General features: G+C 64.6%; 14 protein-coding genes. 4 read left to right on the forward strand and 10 right to left on the reverse strand.

Annotated elements, in window-relative coordinates:
- Positions 1-153: 153 nt before the first annotated feature.
- The gene (locus BJ997_RS12530) at positions 154-1,275 is read right to left on the reverse strand and encodes an aminotransferase class V-fold PLP-dependent enzyme (RefSeq protein WP_035835001.1); all 1,122 of its coding nucleotides are present in this window, start codon (positions 1,273-1,275) and stop codon (positions 154-156) included.
- A gap of 47 nt (positions 1,276-1,322) precedes the next feature.
- Positions 1,323-2,108, reverse strand: coding sequence for an isoprenyl transferase (locus tag BJ997_RS12535; RefSeq protein WP_035835002.1), 786 nt, complete (start codon positions 2,106-2,108; stop codon positions 1,323-1,325).
- Positions 2,109-2,176: 68 nt separating this feature from the next.
- On the opposite strand from BJ997_RS12535, the gene trhA reads away from it, so the two are divergent.
- Complete coding sequence (trhA, locus tag BJ997_RS12540; protein ID WP_035835003.1) at positions 2,177-2,878, forward strand: PAQR family membrane homeostasis protein TrhA; 702 nt, start codon at positions 2,177-2,179, stop codon at positions 2,876-2,878.
- A gap of 37 nt (positions 2,879-2,915) precedes the next feature.
- Here the strand turns inward: trhA and BJ997_RS12545 are convergent, their stop codons facing one another.
- Positions 2,916-3,158: a hypothetical protein gene (locus BJ997_RS12545; RefSeq protein ID WP_035835005.1), complete on the reverse strand. Its 243-nt coding sequence runs from the start codon at positions 3,156-3,158 to the stop codon at positions 2,916-2,918.
- On the reverse strand, positions 3,155-4,021 hold the full coding sequence (gene mca / locus BJ997_RS12550; protein WP_183323499.1) for a mycothiol conjugate amidase Mca: 867 nt from the start codon (positions 4,019-4,021) through the stop codon (positions 3,155-3,157). Before mca ends, BJ997_RS12545 begins: the two co-directional genes overlap by 4 nt.
- Before the next feature lie 67 nt (positions 4,022-4,088).
- On the opposite strand from mca, the gene BJ997_RS12555 reads away from it, so the two are divergent.
- On the forward strand, positions 4,089-4,550 hold the full coding sequence (locus BJ997_RS12555) for a DUF4307 domain-containing protein (protein ID WP_052541905.1): 462 nt from the start codon (positions 4,089-4,091) through the stop codon (positions 4,548-4,550).
- A gap of 133 nt (positions 4,551-4,683) precedes the next feature.
- Positions 4,684-5,172 (forward strand): transcription elongation factor GreA, encoded by a 489-nt coding sequence (gene greA / locus BJ997_RS12560; protein ID WP_035835007.1) that lies wholly within the window; start codon positions 4,684-4,686, stop codon positions 5,170-5,172.
- A gap of 14 nt (positions 5,173-5,186) precedes the next feature.
- Here the strand turns inward: greA and ilvA are convergent, their stop codons facing one another.
- From ilvA to BJ997_RS12590, 6 genes are read right to left on the reverse strand one after another with little or no spacing between them, the layout of a single operon-like run.
- Positions 5,187-6,422 carry a threonine ammonia-lyase gene (gene ilvA / locus BJ997_RS12565; protein ID WP_035835009.1) on the reverse strand — a complete coding sequence of 412 codons (1,236 nt, stop codon included), beginning with the start codon at positions 6,420-6,422 and terminating at the stop codon, positions 5,187-5,189.
- Between the two features lie 2 nt (positions 6,423-6,424).
- Entirely contained in the window at positions 6,425-7,681 is a 1,257-nt protein-coding gene (locus BJ997_RS12570) for an AI-2E family transporter (protein WP_236628735.1), read from the reverse strand.
- A 4-nt stretch (positions 7,682-7,685) separates the two neighbouring features.
- The gene (locus BJ997_RS12575; RefSeq protein WP_035835011.1) at positions 7,686-8,771 is read right to left on the reverse strand and encodes an ABC transporter ATP-binding protein; all 1,086 of its coding nucleotides are present in this window, start codon (positions 8,769-8,771) and stop codon (positions 7,686-7,688) included.
- The gene (locus tag BJ997_RS12580; RefSeq protein WP_052541906.1) at positions 8,768-9,622 is read right to left on the reverse strand and encodes an ABC transporter permease; all 855 of its coding nucleotides are present in this window, start codon (positions 9,620-9,622) and stop codon (positions 8,768-8,770) included. Before BJ997_RS12580 ends, BJ997_RS12575 begins: the two co-directional genes overlap by 4 nt.
- Positions 9,619-10,515 carry an ABC transporter permease gene (locus tag BJ997_RS12585; RefSeq protein WP_052541907.1) on the reverse strand — a complete coding sequence of 299 codons (897 nt, stop codon included), beginning with the start codon at positions 10,513-10,515 and terminating at the stop codon, positions 9,619-9,621. Before BJ997_RS12585 ends, BJ997_RS12580 begins: the two co-directional genes overlap by 4 nt.
- A complete protein-coding gene (locus tag BJ997_RS12590; protein ID WP_035835013.1) occupies positions 10,469-11,575 on the reverse strand; it encodes an ABC transporter substrate-binding protein in 1,107 nt (368 codons plus the stop codon). Before BJ997_RS12590 ends, BJ997_RS12585 begins: the two co-directional genes overlap by 47 nt.
- Positions 11,576-11,780: 205 nt before the next feature.
- On the opposite strand from BJ997_RS12590, the gene BJ997_RS12595 reads away from it, so the two are divergent.
- Positions 11,781-12,989 (forward strand): winged helix-turn-helix domain-containing protein, encoded by a 1,209-nt coding sequence (locus BJ997_RS12595; protein ID WP_035835014.1) that lies wholly within the window; start codon positions 11,781-11,783, stop codon positions 12,987-12,989.
- The last annotated feature ends 50 nt before the right edge of the window (positions 12,990-13,039 follow it).

The following is a 13,039-nucleotide window of genomic DNA, read 5'->3' on the forward strand; positions in this document are numbered from 1 at the left end:
GCCACGAGCATTATTCGAGGCGTACAGGTGGCCGTCTCGATCAGGTCTCATACCTGATGAATCCGACGGTACGACCCCGCGCGCCGAAAGGGAATACGACACGCCATTTCGAAACCAGACGTTCACATACTTGGCATCTGACCATGCCACTTGTCAGTACGTGGCAGCCGTCGAATACGAGGTGAGCGCCCCCCGCAACATGTCGAGGGTGTCGTTCGACAGTGCGGCATGCACGCTCAACCGCACGGTGCCGCCACGGGTGGTCACCGTGACTCCGTGGTTATGCAGGCTCGCCTGCAGCAGTGTGAGCTGTTCCGGGGGTGGCTCCAGCACGACGATGCCTGCGCGTTCGCGTTCGTCACGTGACGACACGACGGGCACAGCGTACTCGTCGGCGAGGTCAATGATCTGGGTCACATTCTCCGCGACGGCCGTTTCAATCCCCGCGATTCCCACCGAAGCAAGGTCTTCGAGGGCCGCCGAGAACCTGGCTTCCGCGATCGGGTCCCCGTTGCCCACGCGGAAGGCCGCGGCGCTCTGGCTCGGCGGCAGCACCTCGTCCCACGGCTCGTCAACGTCCGTTCCCACGTAGCCGGAGAAAACCGGCACAAGGGTATCGACCGCTCGGTCACTCAGCGCAAGGAATCCGGTTCCCCAGCCCGCTCGGATCCATTTCTGCCCTCCGGATGCGACAACGTCGGCGACAGCGAAGGGCGCGTCCACGACGCCGAAGCCCTGGATCGCGTCGACGATCAGCAAGCGGTCGCCGATCACCTGGCGGATGCCGTCCAGGTCGGCGCGATGCCCGGTTCTGGCATCCACGAGACTGACGACCACGGCGGAGATGGCAGTCGTGAGCTGGGATTTGATCAGCCCCGGAGTCACCCGGTCCCCCTCGGTTTCCAGCCAGACTGGCGACACCACATGCAGTGCCTCGGCGGCTCGGGCGGCCGCAAACGGCGCGCTGGGAAAGTCGCCAGGGGAAACCAGCACGCCGCCGGTGAGACCGAAGATGGCCTGCATGAGGCCCGACGTCGTATTGGGTTGCATGGCGACCTGGTCAGGCCGAAACCCGGTCACGGCGGCCACGGCCTCGCGGGCGCGAGCATCCTGCCCGCGGAGGTTATCGAGGCTACCGAACCGGGCGTGGGAGAGCACGTCGAACTGGCCGAGCATCTCTGCCGCGACCGCGGTCGACACGGGACCGACCCGCGCGTAGTCGAGGTACCCCGGCTCTTCGGTGAAGCCGTCTGTGAAGCGTGTCAGGGCTGTCATGCGCGCACCTTTCGGTCAGTCGTCGGCGGCACAGAACTCACCACGACTCAGCCGCCGAATCGGCGATGGCGTCGGGCGAAGTCGCGCAGCGCCCGCAGAAAATCGACCTGTCGAAGGTCAGGGCCGAGGGCTTCCACAAAGTAGAACTCGCTGTGTGCGCTCTGCCACAGCATGAAGTCACTCAATCGCTGCTCGCCGGACGTGCGAATGACGAGATCCGGGTCCGGCTGGCCGCCCGTGTACAGGTGCTGACCGATCAGTTCCGGGGTAAGGGTCTCGGCCAGGTCCTCAAGGGTGCCGCCGTGCGCATGGTGGGTTGCCACGATGCTGCGCATCGCATCCGTGATCTCGGTTCGGCCGCCATAACCGACGGCAAGGTTGATGTGGAGCCCCTGCTTGCCCGCCGTGCGGGTTTGAGCGGCGTCCAGTGCCGCCGTGAGCGGCTCGGGAAGGCCCACCTGCGACCCCACCTGCTGCACGCGCCAATCGCGGTAATGCGACAGTTCCTCGGCCAGCTCGGCAATGATCTCGATGAGGTCGGCGAGTTCGTCGCTCGGGCGCTGGGTGAGATTGTCGGACGACAACAGATACAGCGTGACGACCGAGATGCCGAGATCATCACACCATTCGAGGAACTCGCGCATCTTCGCCGCCCCCGCCCGGTGGCCGTGCGCGGCCGAATCGAAGCCCAGTTGTTTGGCCCAGCGGCGGTTGCCATCAATGATCATGGCGACGTGGCGGGGCATGTGCGCCGTCGTTAGCCCGCGCCGCAGACGCCGTTCGTACAAGCGATAGAGGAGTCCGCGAAAGGAGGGAGGCTGGCGATTCTGCACACGATTACGCTAGTCCTATCCGGGGGGATTCTCGGCAACGGCCGCCCAGGTTGTCGTAGTCTGGCTTCATGGCTCCCCCGCACTCCAGGCCCAATCTGCCGCTCATCGATGCAGCGGATGCGCATCCGGAAGACGTGAAACCCACTTGGCGCGGCTGGATTCATGCCGGAACCTTCCCCGTGACGATAGTCGCGGGAATTGTTTTACTCGTTGTCGCCGAGGGTCCGGCAGCCAAGTGGAGTTCGGCCGTTTTCGTGCTCAGCTCCATGCTGCTGTTCGGAAATTCGGCGCTCTATCACCGCTTCAACTGGAAGCCCCGCACCCGAATCCTGCTCAAACGTATTGATCACGCGAACATTTTTCTGCTCATCGCCGGCTCGTACACGCCGATCACGGTGCTCGCCCTGCCGCCCGAGAAATCGATCATACTGCTGACTATCGTCTGGACAGGAGCCCTTCTGGGCATCGCGTTCCGGGTCTTCTGGATCCACGCGCCCCGCTGGCTCTACGTGCCGCTCTATCTGCTGCTCGGCTATGGTGCACTCATCTTCATAGTGGACTTCTTCGACGCCAACGCCGTGATGATGACCCTGATCCTGATCGGCGGGCTCTGCTACACCGTGGGTGCGGTCATCTACGCCCTCAAGAAGCCGAATCCCGTTCCCGGCGTCTTCGGGTTCCACGAGATCTTCCATACCCTCACGGTGTTGGCGTTCCTCTGCCACTTCGTCGCCATCACGATCATCGCCACACACCCGCTGTACCCGTAGGTACCCGTCAGGGCAGTGCCCGGTAGCCGGGCTGGCGCTACTCCGGCTTGGTGTCGGCATCCCTTTCGGCCATTTCAGCCTGCAGACGTGCCTTGATTTCTTCCCGATACGTTGTGCGGCGGACGCGTTTCACCATGTCCAGCCCCAGGAACACTGTTGCCACTCCGACGAAGGCTATGGCGAAGAAGCCGACGACGCCGGGGGTCACCGTGTTCGGATCGGGCTCACCCGGGGTCTGGGTGGCCATCATGAAGCCGAGGTGCACAATCAGCGAAGTCATGAGGTGCTCTCCACGCCGGCGAAAAGGTCGGATTCGGGCATAACGGTTTCTACTTTCGATTCAATGAGTTGGAAGTCTTCGAAGGGCCACGCTTCGCGCACAAGGTCATTCGGCCAGAAGAAAAAGCTGCTGTCGGGCGAGACTTGGCTGGCATGCGAACGCAACGCAGCGTCGCGCGCGTCCAGAAAGTCGCCGACCGGCACGTGTGTCGTGGCGAGCTTCGGGTAGTCCTTCATGCGCTCGCGGGCAGCTTCGAGCGGCTCCAGAAGATCCGAATCGGGTTCGATCACACTGAGCGCAAGATACATGGCGTCGATACGCTCGAGGTTGAAAATGCGATCGTAGTAGAGCTTGTCGACCTGCCACGGCTCTCCGGAGTTCGGGAACTGAGTCGGGTCAGCTGCGGCCTGGTAGGCGGCCAAGGACACTTCGTGGCAGCGGATGTGATCGGGATGCGGGTACCCGCCGTTTTCGTCGTAGGTGACGAGCACCTGGGGACGAAACTCGCGAATGATGTTCACGAGTGGTTCGGTCGAGATCTCCAGCGGTATGCCGGCGAACGAATCGGCGGGCACTGAGCCGTCATCGTTCATGCCGGAGTCGACATAGCCGAGCCAGCGATGCTGCACCCCGAGGTGCTGCTGAGCGCCCTGCATTTCCAAGCGACGAAGCCCGGTCAGGTCGCGTTCGGCCATCGCATGCCCCTCGAGGGCTGGGTTGAGAATGCTTCCGCGTTCGCCGCCGGTGCAGCTCACGACGAGCACCTCCACGCCGATACCGCTGTAGTAGGCATACGTCGCCGCACCCTTGCTCGACTCGTCGTCGGGATGTGCGTGCACTGCCAAAAGTCGTAGCGTCACCATACTCCTCAGGAATGCCGGATAACCTTAGGTTCTAGCCTAATCGTTGAGCCGGGAGTGTGAAATCGCAGTGTCCCTGAAGCAGGAGTCCGTGAAGCAGGAGCCGGTAGACAAGGAGTCCGTGAATCGGGAGCCCGGGCTTGGCGACCTTGAATCCAGGTACGGCCGCACGCCGGCCACCCGCAGGCGGGACCGGCGTCTGCTCTGGGGGCTCGGCGGCGTCTTCGCGCTGGTCCTCGTGGCGTGGGTCGTCTGGACCGGCCTCGACGGCACCTCGGAGAAGATCGAGGCGCGCGACACCCGTCACACGATCATCGACGAGCACAGCGTGAGCGTGACGTTCGAGGTGTCCATGCCCGTCAACTCCCCCGCGAGTTGCGCTGTGCAATCGCTCAACGAGAGCTTCACCGTCGTAGGGTGGAAGGTCATCGACCTGGCCCCTTCGGAACTCTACACGCGTTCCTTCACCGAGGTTGTACACACCACCGAACTCAGCAACACGGGTTTGATTTACAAGTGCTGGCTGACCTAAAATGGGCTATTCGCCCTGACACAGTTGGGGCGTCGACTATATCTGCGGCTCCAGCACTGCAGCCGGAAACCCCTACAGCCGGAACCACTGCAGCCGGAACCACTGCAGCCGAGCACAACAAAGGAGATCACCCGTGACTACCGACACAACGGTCACCTGGCTTACCCAGGAGGCGCACGACCGTCTCGCGACCGAACTGGCCAACCTCAGCACCCTCGGGCGCGACGACATCGCCAAGAAGATCGAATCGGCGCGGGAAGAGGGCGACCTCAAGGAAAACGCCGGCTACCACGCCGCGAAAGAAGAGCAGGGCAAGATGGAGGCGCGCATCCGCACGCTCACCGTGCTGCTGCGCCATGCCGAGGTAGGACACGCGCCGGAGAGCACCGGCGTCGTCGTGCCCGGCACTGTCATCACGGCCACCATTGCGGGCGACCCGAGCCGTTTCCTCATTGGGAGCCGTGAAATCGGCGGCAGTAGCGACCTCGACGTGTTCAGCGAGCAGAGCCCTCTCGGAGCGGCCATTCTCGGGCTGAAAATCGGCGCGAAGACAAGTTACACGACTCCGAGCGGCAAGCAAATCGCCGTGGAGATCTCGAACGTCGAAACCTTCACCGGCTAACACGCCATACGCCTTCAGTCGATGTGCGGGTCGAACCCGGCCTCTCGCAGGGCTGCCACCACTTCTTCACGGTGCTCAGGCCCGCGGGTCTCGACGCTCACGTCGAGTTCCACCTCACTGAGCTGCAGGCCCACGCCATGGCGGGTGTGCAGCACTTCAATCACGTTCGCGTGCACCTCGGCGAGCAACTGCGAGACCCGAGCGAGCTGGCCCGGACGATCCGGCAGCATGATGCGCAGGGTGAGGTAGCGACCCGAAGCCGCGAGACCGTGGCTGATGACGCGCTGCATCAGCAAGGGGTCGATGTTGCCACCGGAGAGTATCGCCACCGTGGGACCGGCGGCCCTGATCTTGCCGGCAAGGATTGCCGCCACGGCCACGGCACCGGCCGGCTCGACCACGAGCTTGGCCCGCTCCAGCAGCACCAGCAGGGCACGTGCGGTGTCGTCCTCGCTCACGGTGACCACTTCGTCGACGGTTTCTCGAATGATCTCAAAGTTGAGCAGGCCCGGCTTGGCCACGGCGATGCCGTCCGCGATGGTCGGCAGGATAGAGATGGCCACCGGTTCACCCGCTGCCAGCGACGGAGGGTAGGCGGCCGCATTCTCTGCCTGCACGCCTATCACTCGGATCCGACGTCCGTCTCGCGCGGCGGCCTGCTTGAGAACGCTCGCGACCCCGGAGAGCAGGCCGCCGCCCCCGATGGGTACGACGACGGTTTCGAGGTCGGGAACCTGATCGAGTATTTCGAGGCCCAGGGTACCCTGGCCAGCCACGACATCCGCGTGGTCGAAGGGCGGAATCAGGATGGCACCCGTCTCGCGGGCGTATTCGGCTGCGGCGAGGAGCGGTTCCGTCACGGTGTGACCGCGCAGAATCACATCGGCCCCGTAGGCCCGGGTGGCTTGCAGTTTGGGCAGCGCCACGCCGACGGGCATGAAGATGGTGGCCTTGATGCCGAGCTCTCGCGCTGCAAATGCTACGCCCTGGGCGTGGTTGCCGGCCGAGGCGGCGACCACTCCGTGGGAGCGTTCCTCTGCGGTGAGCTTGGAGAGGCGGTTGTAGGCGCCGCGAATTTTATAGGAGCCTGTGCGCTGCAGGTTTTCACACTTGAGGTGCACAGGGGCTCCGAGCAGATCGGCCAGGTAACGCGAACTTTCCATCGGGGTGACATCGGCCACGCGCGAGACGACGAGTCGGGCGGCCTCAAAATCGGCCAGGCTCGGGCCTGTGAGGGTTGTCTCTGTCATAGTCAATGCTTTCCTTGGTTGATCTGAAGTGAGCGCCTGCGAAAACCGGGCCGTTGCGGCACGGTGCGCCAGAGCGTGGACGTTGTCGCAGTGGATTCCATTCCGCTGCGCCAACTGCCACCGGAAATATACGACGTCATCACGTTGAGTACAGCTGCAATCGGAACGGCGAAGAGCGCTCCGGGAATACCGGCGAGCAACGCCCCCGCGGCGACCACCAGCACCACGCCGAGAGGATGCACCTTGACGGCGGTCCCCATGATCAGCGGCTGCAACACGTGCCCTTCGAGCTGCTGTACCAGCAGGACGACGCCGAGCATCAGCAGCGCCGTTACCCAGTTGTTGAAGATGAGCGCGATCACAACGGCCACCGCACCGGTCGCGACGGCACCGACGATGGGGATGAAGGAGCCGAGGAAGACCAGGATGCCGATCGGTATCGCCATCGGCACGCCAAGCAATGCCGCGCCGAGCCCGATTCCCACGGCGTCGATGGATGCCACCAGAATTTGCACCTTTGCGAAGTTGCCGAGGGTCGTCCAGCCGGCGATGCCGGCGCCGTCCACGGCGGCCTGAGCTCGTTTGGGGAAGAGCCGAACGATCCACGCCCAGATGGTCTTGCCGTCAATCAGGATGAAGAGCAGGCTGAAGAGCGCGAGGAGAAGCCCGGTGAGCAGATGCCCGAGCGTCGTCCCCACCGAGAGCGCCCCGCTGATGAACACTTGGCTGTCGTTCTGCAACGATGTCCACGCCTGCTGCAGGTAGTTGTTGATATCGGTGTTGCTGAGGTTGAATGGGGCACCGTTGAGAAACAGTTTGAACGACGAGTAGGAATCGCTCAGTCGAGAGCTCAGCCCGGCCGTTCCCTCCGCGATCTGTGTCGTGGCGAGCGTGATAAGGCCCCCCACGATCACCAGCGTGCCGATCATGGCCGTCGCAACCGCGAGGCCCTTGGGCCAGCGGTGGCGCATGAGAAACGCCACGAACGGCACGAGGAGCGCCGAGACCAGCACCGCGACCAGCACGGGAATCACGATCAGGCGCAATTGGATGATCAGTAGGATCAGTCCGGCGATGGCCGCGGCAATAACCAGCAACCGCCAGGACCACGCGCCCGCCAGACGAATACCGGGGGGGATGTTCTCATCCACCCCGTTACGGGGCGCGCTGTGTACCGGCAGGACCACGGATTCCGGCTCCGGCCGTACGCGGATTCGGGGCCGTTTGCCCGCACTCGATTTGCCAGAAAATTCTGTCACCCGATCAGTCTAGGACTGCCTGGGGCCCCACCGGCTCGACCGACACGGGTGCTCCCGTCAACCTCAGGAAGACCCGGTCTCCCACTGTCGGGTGAACGCGCGCACCGTGCTGGAGGAAGACCAGGCTGTCGTCTGCCAGCTGCACGCTGGTGCGGCGGAGGGAACCGAGAAAACTCGACAAGACAACCCTCCCGGGAATACCCTCTGGGGCAAATTCGATGTCCTCTGGCCGTACCGAAACGCGCACCGGCCCGTCGGGCTGGGCCGGGTCGATGAGGGGAAGCCGAACACCGAGGAGTTCCGCAAACCCGTGCCTGACGACACCGTCGATTCGGTTGCTCAGGCCCACGAAATCGGCGATGAACGCCGAAGCGGGGCGTGTGTAGAGTTCCTCCGGCGTGCCGACCTGTTCGATCGTGCCGGACTGCATCACGGCCACCCTGTCGGCCACGGCAAGCGCCTCATCCTGGTCGTGAGTCACGAAGAGCGTCGTGATGCCCAGGCTGGTTTGGATGCGACGGATTTCTTCCCGCAATTGCACTCGCACCTTGGCGTCGAGCGCCGAAAGCGGCTCGTCGAGCAGCAGCACGCGCGGCTCGGTGACGAGCGCCCTCGCGAGGGCCACACGCTGCTGCTGGCCACCGGAAAGCTGGTGGGCGAAACGCTGCGAGTGCTCGGCCAACCCGACGAGCTCGAGTGCGGCCTCGGCCCTGGCTCGGCGTTCACCCGGCTTGATGCCGCGCATCCGGAGGCCGAATTCCACGTTCGCTCCCGCACTCAGGTGGGGGAAGAGCGAGTAGGACTGGAATACCATCCCCATGTCCCGCTTGCTCGTGGGGAGCACAGAGACGTCCTCGTCGTTGATGCGGATCGTTCCTTCGCTAATGGTTTCGAGGCCGGCGAGAACGCGCAGCGCCGTGGTCTTGCCGCTGCCACTGGGGCCGAGGAGCGCCACGAATTCCCCGGCGTGCAGGGTGAGATCGAAGCCCGCCAGTGCACGCACACCGGCAAACTGCTTCACGACGCCGGAGAATTCGACGACTGTTCCGGTGCGAGTCTCATCGCGGGTTGCGGGGGGAGCCTTGATCATGTGGTGCCTTTCACAGAGCGAACGCGCGGGCCGGACCCGAGCTTGCCGATGAGCAACAGCAGCCCGAATGCGAAGATCAGGGCGAGCAGAGACAGAATGACGGCCGTGTACGGGTCGGTCTTGCTCACCACCACGAGTGCGGTTTGCAGGTTGATGCGGTTGAGAAGGGAGGCGATCGTGAACTCGCCGAGCACGACGGCGACGGCGATGAACGCCCCCGCCAGGATTCCCCGGCGCAGATTAGGCACCAGCACGTGGACGAGCACACTCAGCCAACTGGCGCCCAGGGTGCGGGCCGCCTCGGTGAGAGTCTTCACGTCGACGCCGTCGATATTGGATTGAATCGCCCGATACGCGAAAGGCAGCACGGTGATGCCGTAGGCGAACGCGAGAGTCCACACGCCGCTGCCGAACAGACGGGCCATCACCGCGTAAACCGGGGCGAGGCCGACCACGAGAACAATAGCCGGAATGGTGATCGGCAGAATACAGATGAATTCGAGCGCGCGGCGAAGTTGCGGAAAGCGGATGTGCACGAGCAGCATCGTGGGAACGAGCAGCAGGAGCACGATCGCGACGGTGCCGATGGCGAGCGCGAGGGAATTGCCGAGTGCGGTGAGTACCGAACGGTAGGGTCCCGCGAATCCGCTCTCAAACAGCGTGGTCCACCTCGAGAAGTCGTGCCCGCCGTCGAGACCCTTTCGCAGCGTGAACTCCACCATGGCCACGATGGGTATCGCGAAGATGAGCCCGATGGCACCGAGAATAGCCGTTCGCGTGACGCGGCTGGGCGCGTGCGCGACTCCGCCGGCGATGCTCAGGCCTCCGGCCCGACGAGCGCGGGCCGTCATCGCTGCCACCGGGCGGCTCGCGACTGCAGCAGGGCGTAGCAGGTCATGACCACCGCCATCACGAGAATCATGCCGAGCGCGAGCGCACCGGCCAGATTCTCTCGACCGAGCAGCGTCTCGCTCGTGAGGGCGGCACGAATCTGCAGGGGCACGATCTGAGATCCCTGGCTGACGAGCGCGGCCGCCGTGGCGTAGGAGGAAAAGGCATTGGCGAAGAGCAGAAGCAGACTCCCGAGGAACGACGGAGCTAGAACCGGAAACGCGATGCGCAGCCAGTACGTGCCAGACCCGCCGCCGAGGGTGGCGTTGGCTTCAGCCCACTGTGGCTTGAGCGCCTGGAGCGCCGGCATGAAGGTGATGATCATCAGCGGTACCTGAAAGTAGATGTACGGCAGGATCAGGCCTGGTGTCTCATAAAGCCAGACCCCATTCTCAAAGATGTCGATGCCGAAAGTGTCTCCCAGATACACCGTGATCATGCCCTGGATGCCGATGGTCGCGACGAAGGCGAAGGCCAGCATGACGCCCCCGAACTGCGCGAGCACGCCACTGAGCGAGTCGATGGTCACGCGAAGCGCGCCATCGGGGCGCGTGCCCAGCAGGGCGTAGCACGCAATGGCGCCGACGACGGCCCCGATGACGGCCGTCAGTGCCGACAACCAGAATGAATTCGTGAAGGTCGTGAGCACGACAGGGTCGCCGAGGGCCACCACCGTTGACAGGGTGAACGCGCCGGTCGAGTCGAAGAACCCCGTTCCAATCGCGATGAGGGTCGGTACGGCAAGGAAGAGAAACACGTAAACCGCAAACGGCAGCAGCCCCCAGGCTGCTGCCGTCTGGCGGAACCTACTGGACAGCTGCCGCCCACTCCGCGCCGAGCAGGGTCGCGGCATCCGCGCTTTGCTGTTCCGTCGGTACCACGGTCGTCTCCGGCGTCTCCGGCAGGGCGTCGAAGAGGGCGGTGTCGATGGTGCCCGCCTCCTGCATGGCCTCGGCACGAGCCGGACGCGCGCCGCCGGCAAGCCACAGGTTCTGCGCTTCGTCGCTGTAGAGGAATTCCTGCCACAGACGCGCCGCCGCCGGGTGCGGGGCATCAACGTTGATGGCCTGGTTGTAGTAGCCGGCGTAGCCGGCTCCGGGGAACACAACGACCTCCCAGTTGCGCTGGCCCTCGAGGGTCTTGCCGTAGCCCACGTTGAGGTAGTCCCAGTCGAATACGACGGGCGTCTCACCGGAGGCAATCGTGGCCGGGGTCGGGTCGACCTTCAGAAAGTTGCCCGCGGCATTGAGCTCAGAGAAGAAGTCGATTCCGGGCTGGAAGTCGTCGACTGAGCCGCCATTCTGCACGCTCGCGAGGCCCACGGCCGCGAACGCGGCTCCGGCCTGGGTCGGGTCGCCGTTGATCGAGACCTTGCCTTTGTACTCGGCTCCGAGCAGATCCGACAGTTCCGTCGGCGCGGGCACGGCATCCGGGTCGTAACCGACGGCCATGTATCCGCCGTAATCACCGACGTACAGGCCGCTCTCCTCTTTGAGAGCATCGGGAATGTCGTCCCAGGTCGCGACCTTGTATGGCGCGAACCTGTCGGTGCTGGAGAGGGCGACAGCAAGTCCGAGGTCGAAGACGTCAGGGGCTGTGTCCTGACCCTTGAGGTTGTCGGCCGCCTGGATCTCCTCGGCACTCGAGCCGTCGGGAGAGGCCTCCGTCAGCGTGATCTCCGGGTACTTCTGCGCGAAGAGGTCGAGCACCGCACCGTAGTTGGCCCAGTTGCGGGGCAGGGCGATCACGTTGAGCGCCCCTTCGGCCTTGGCCGCCGTTTCCAGGGCGGCGAGATCACCGAAGGCGGTCAGGCTCGTCGCGGTGGCGGCATCGACACCGCCGCCAGTTGGTGCCGGGGTACTACTGCACGCTGACATCGAAAGAGCGAGCGTGGCCGCGATGGCGAGGGACATGGTCAGCGTGCGTTTAATGGACAAGTTTCCTCCGTTGTAGCCCCCATTGGCTGGTGCACAGCCGATTGGTGAGCGGGACCGAAGCAACAGAGCAAGATGAACTGTGCTGATCACGGTCATGCTACGAAGCGCAGGTGGCCGCACCGGGCCCTCGTGCTGAACACGGCATGAACGGCTGGTGTCAGCGGCGGCTAGGGTCAGAAGGATGGTCCAGTCAGTCTCCCCCGCTCTCGCCCGCCGTGTTGCCCTCGCCGCGCAGGGATTCGGCTCCCGGCCCGCGAACGCGACTCCCGGCATCCGTCAGCTGGGCACCATGGTGGACCGCCTCGGGCTGCTGCAGATCGACTCGGTGAACGTCTTCGAGCGCAGCCACTACATGCCGGCCTTCAGCCGCTTCGGTGCCTACGACAAGGCCCAGCTCGACCGGCTCACCTCCGGTACAGCGCCCCGCCTCACCGAATACTGGGCCCACGAGGCCTCCTACCTGCCCCTCGAGGCCTGGCCGCTCTTCCGCTGGCGAATGCAGGCCTTCCGCGACCGCTCCGCCCGAGCCACCGACGATTGGTCCCACGGCAACCGGCCGATGCTCGACTGGCTGCTCGCCGAGCTAGCCGCGAACGGCCCAATGCGGGCGAGCGATGTGGAGCACGACGCGAACAAGCGCAGCGGCCCCTGGTGGGGTTGGTCGGACGTGAAAACCGGCCTTGAAACCCTCTTCCGGTGGGGAGACGTGGCTGCGGCCGGGCGCACCCGGTTCGAGCGCGTCTACGGCCTCCCCGAGCAGGTCTACCCGGCCGCCCTCCTCGACAGAACCGTCTCCAGAACGGATGCCCACCGCGAGCTGGTCAGCCGCTCGGCCCGCTCCCACGGCATCGGCACAGCCAAGGACTTCGCGGACTACTATCGGCTCAAGACTCCCCCGACACTCGCCGCCATCCGAGACCTCGAAGACTCGGGCGAGCTGCTCCCCGTTGAGGTGCCCGGCTGGGGTAAGAACAACACTCCCGGCCCGGCTTGGCTGCACCGCGACGCTCGTCTCCCCCGGCGCATGGACGCGGCCACCATCCTCTCCCCGTTCGATCCCGTGGTCTGGGAGCGAGCCCGAGCCCTGCGCCTCTACAACTTCCACTACCGCATCGAGATCTATACCCCGGAGCCCAAGCGCATCTTCGGCTACTACTCGCTACCCATCCTGCTTGGCGACACCATCGTGGGCCGCGTCGACCTGAAGAACGACCGCCAGAACTCAGTCCTCCGAGTGCAGTCCGCCTGGCTAGAACCCGGCGCCCCCGCCGACACCGCCGCCCGCCTGGCCCCCGTCCTCCGCGCCGCCGCCCTCTGGCAAGGTCTGGGCGAGATACACGTCGCGACCAAAGGTACTTTAGCCCCCGCACTAGAAGTGGAGTTGCGGTGACGGGCTATTCGCGGGGTGTCGAAATCTCGACAAGCTCGATCAAGGGTTCA

This window comes from Cryobacterium roopkundense (assembly GCF_014200405.1).
Classification (GTDB): domain Bacteria; phylum Actinomycetota; class Actinomycetes; order Actinomycetales; family Microbacteriaceae; genus Cryobacterium; species Cryobacterium roopkundense.

Bases quoted from the DNA above. Each gene is read 5' to 3' on its own strand.
- BJ997_RS12530 (WP_035835001.1), bottom strand. From the start codon at position 1,275: ATGACAGCCCTGACACGCTTCACAGACGGCTTCACCGAAGAGCCGGGG.
- trhA (WP_035835003.1), top strand. From the start codon at position 2,177: ATGGCTCCCCCGCACTCCAGGCCCAATCTGCCGCTCATCGATGCAGCG.
- BJ997_RS12545 (WP_035835005.1), bottom strand. From the start codon at position 3,158: ATGACTTCGCTGATTGTGCACCTCGGCTTCATGATGGCCACCCAGACC.
- mca (WP_183323499.1), bottom strand. From the start codon at position 4,021: ATGGTGACGCTACGACTTTTGGCAGTGCACGCACATCCCGACGACGAG.
- ilvA (WP_035835009.1), bottom strand. From the start codon at position 6,422: ATGACAGAGACAACCCTCACAGGCCCGAGCCTGGCCGATTTTGAGGCC.
- BJ997_RS12575 (WP_035835011.1), bottom strand. From the start codon at position 8,771: ATGATCAAGGCTCCCCCCGCAACCCGCGATGAGACTCGCACCGGAACA.
- BJ997_RS12580 (WP_052541906.1), bottom strand. From the start codon at position 9,622: ATGACGGCCCGCGCTCGTCGGGCCGGAGGCCTGAGCATCGCCGGCGGA.
- BJ997_RS12585 (WP_052541907.1), bottom strand. From the start codon at position 10,515: ATGCCGCGACCCTGCTCGGCGCGGAGTGGGCGGCAGCTGTCCAGTAGG.
- BJ997_RS12590 (WP_035835013.1), bottom strand. From the start codon at position 11,575: ATGTCCCTCGCCATCGCGGCCACGCTCGCTCTTTCGATGTCAGCGTGC.
- BJ997_RS12595 (WP_035835014.1), top strand. From the start codon at position 11,781: ATGGTCCAGTCAGTCTCCCCCGCTCTCGCCCGCCGTGTTGCCCTCGCC.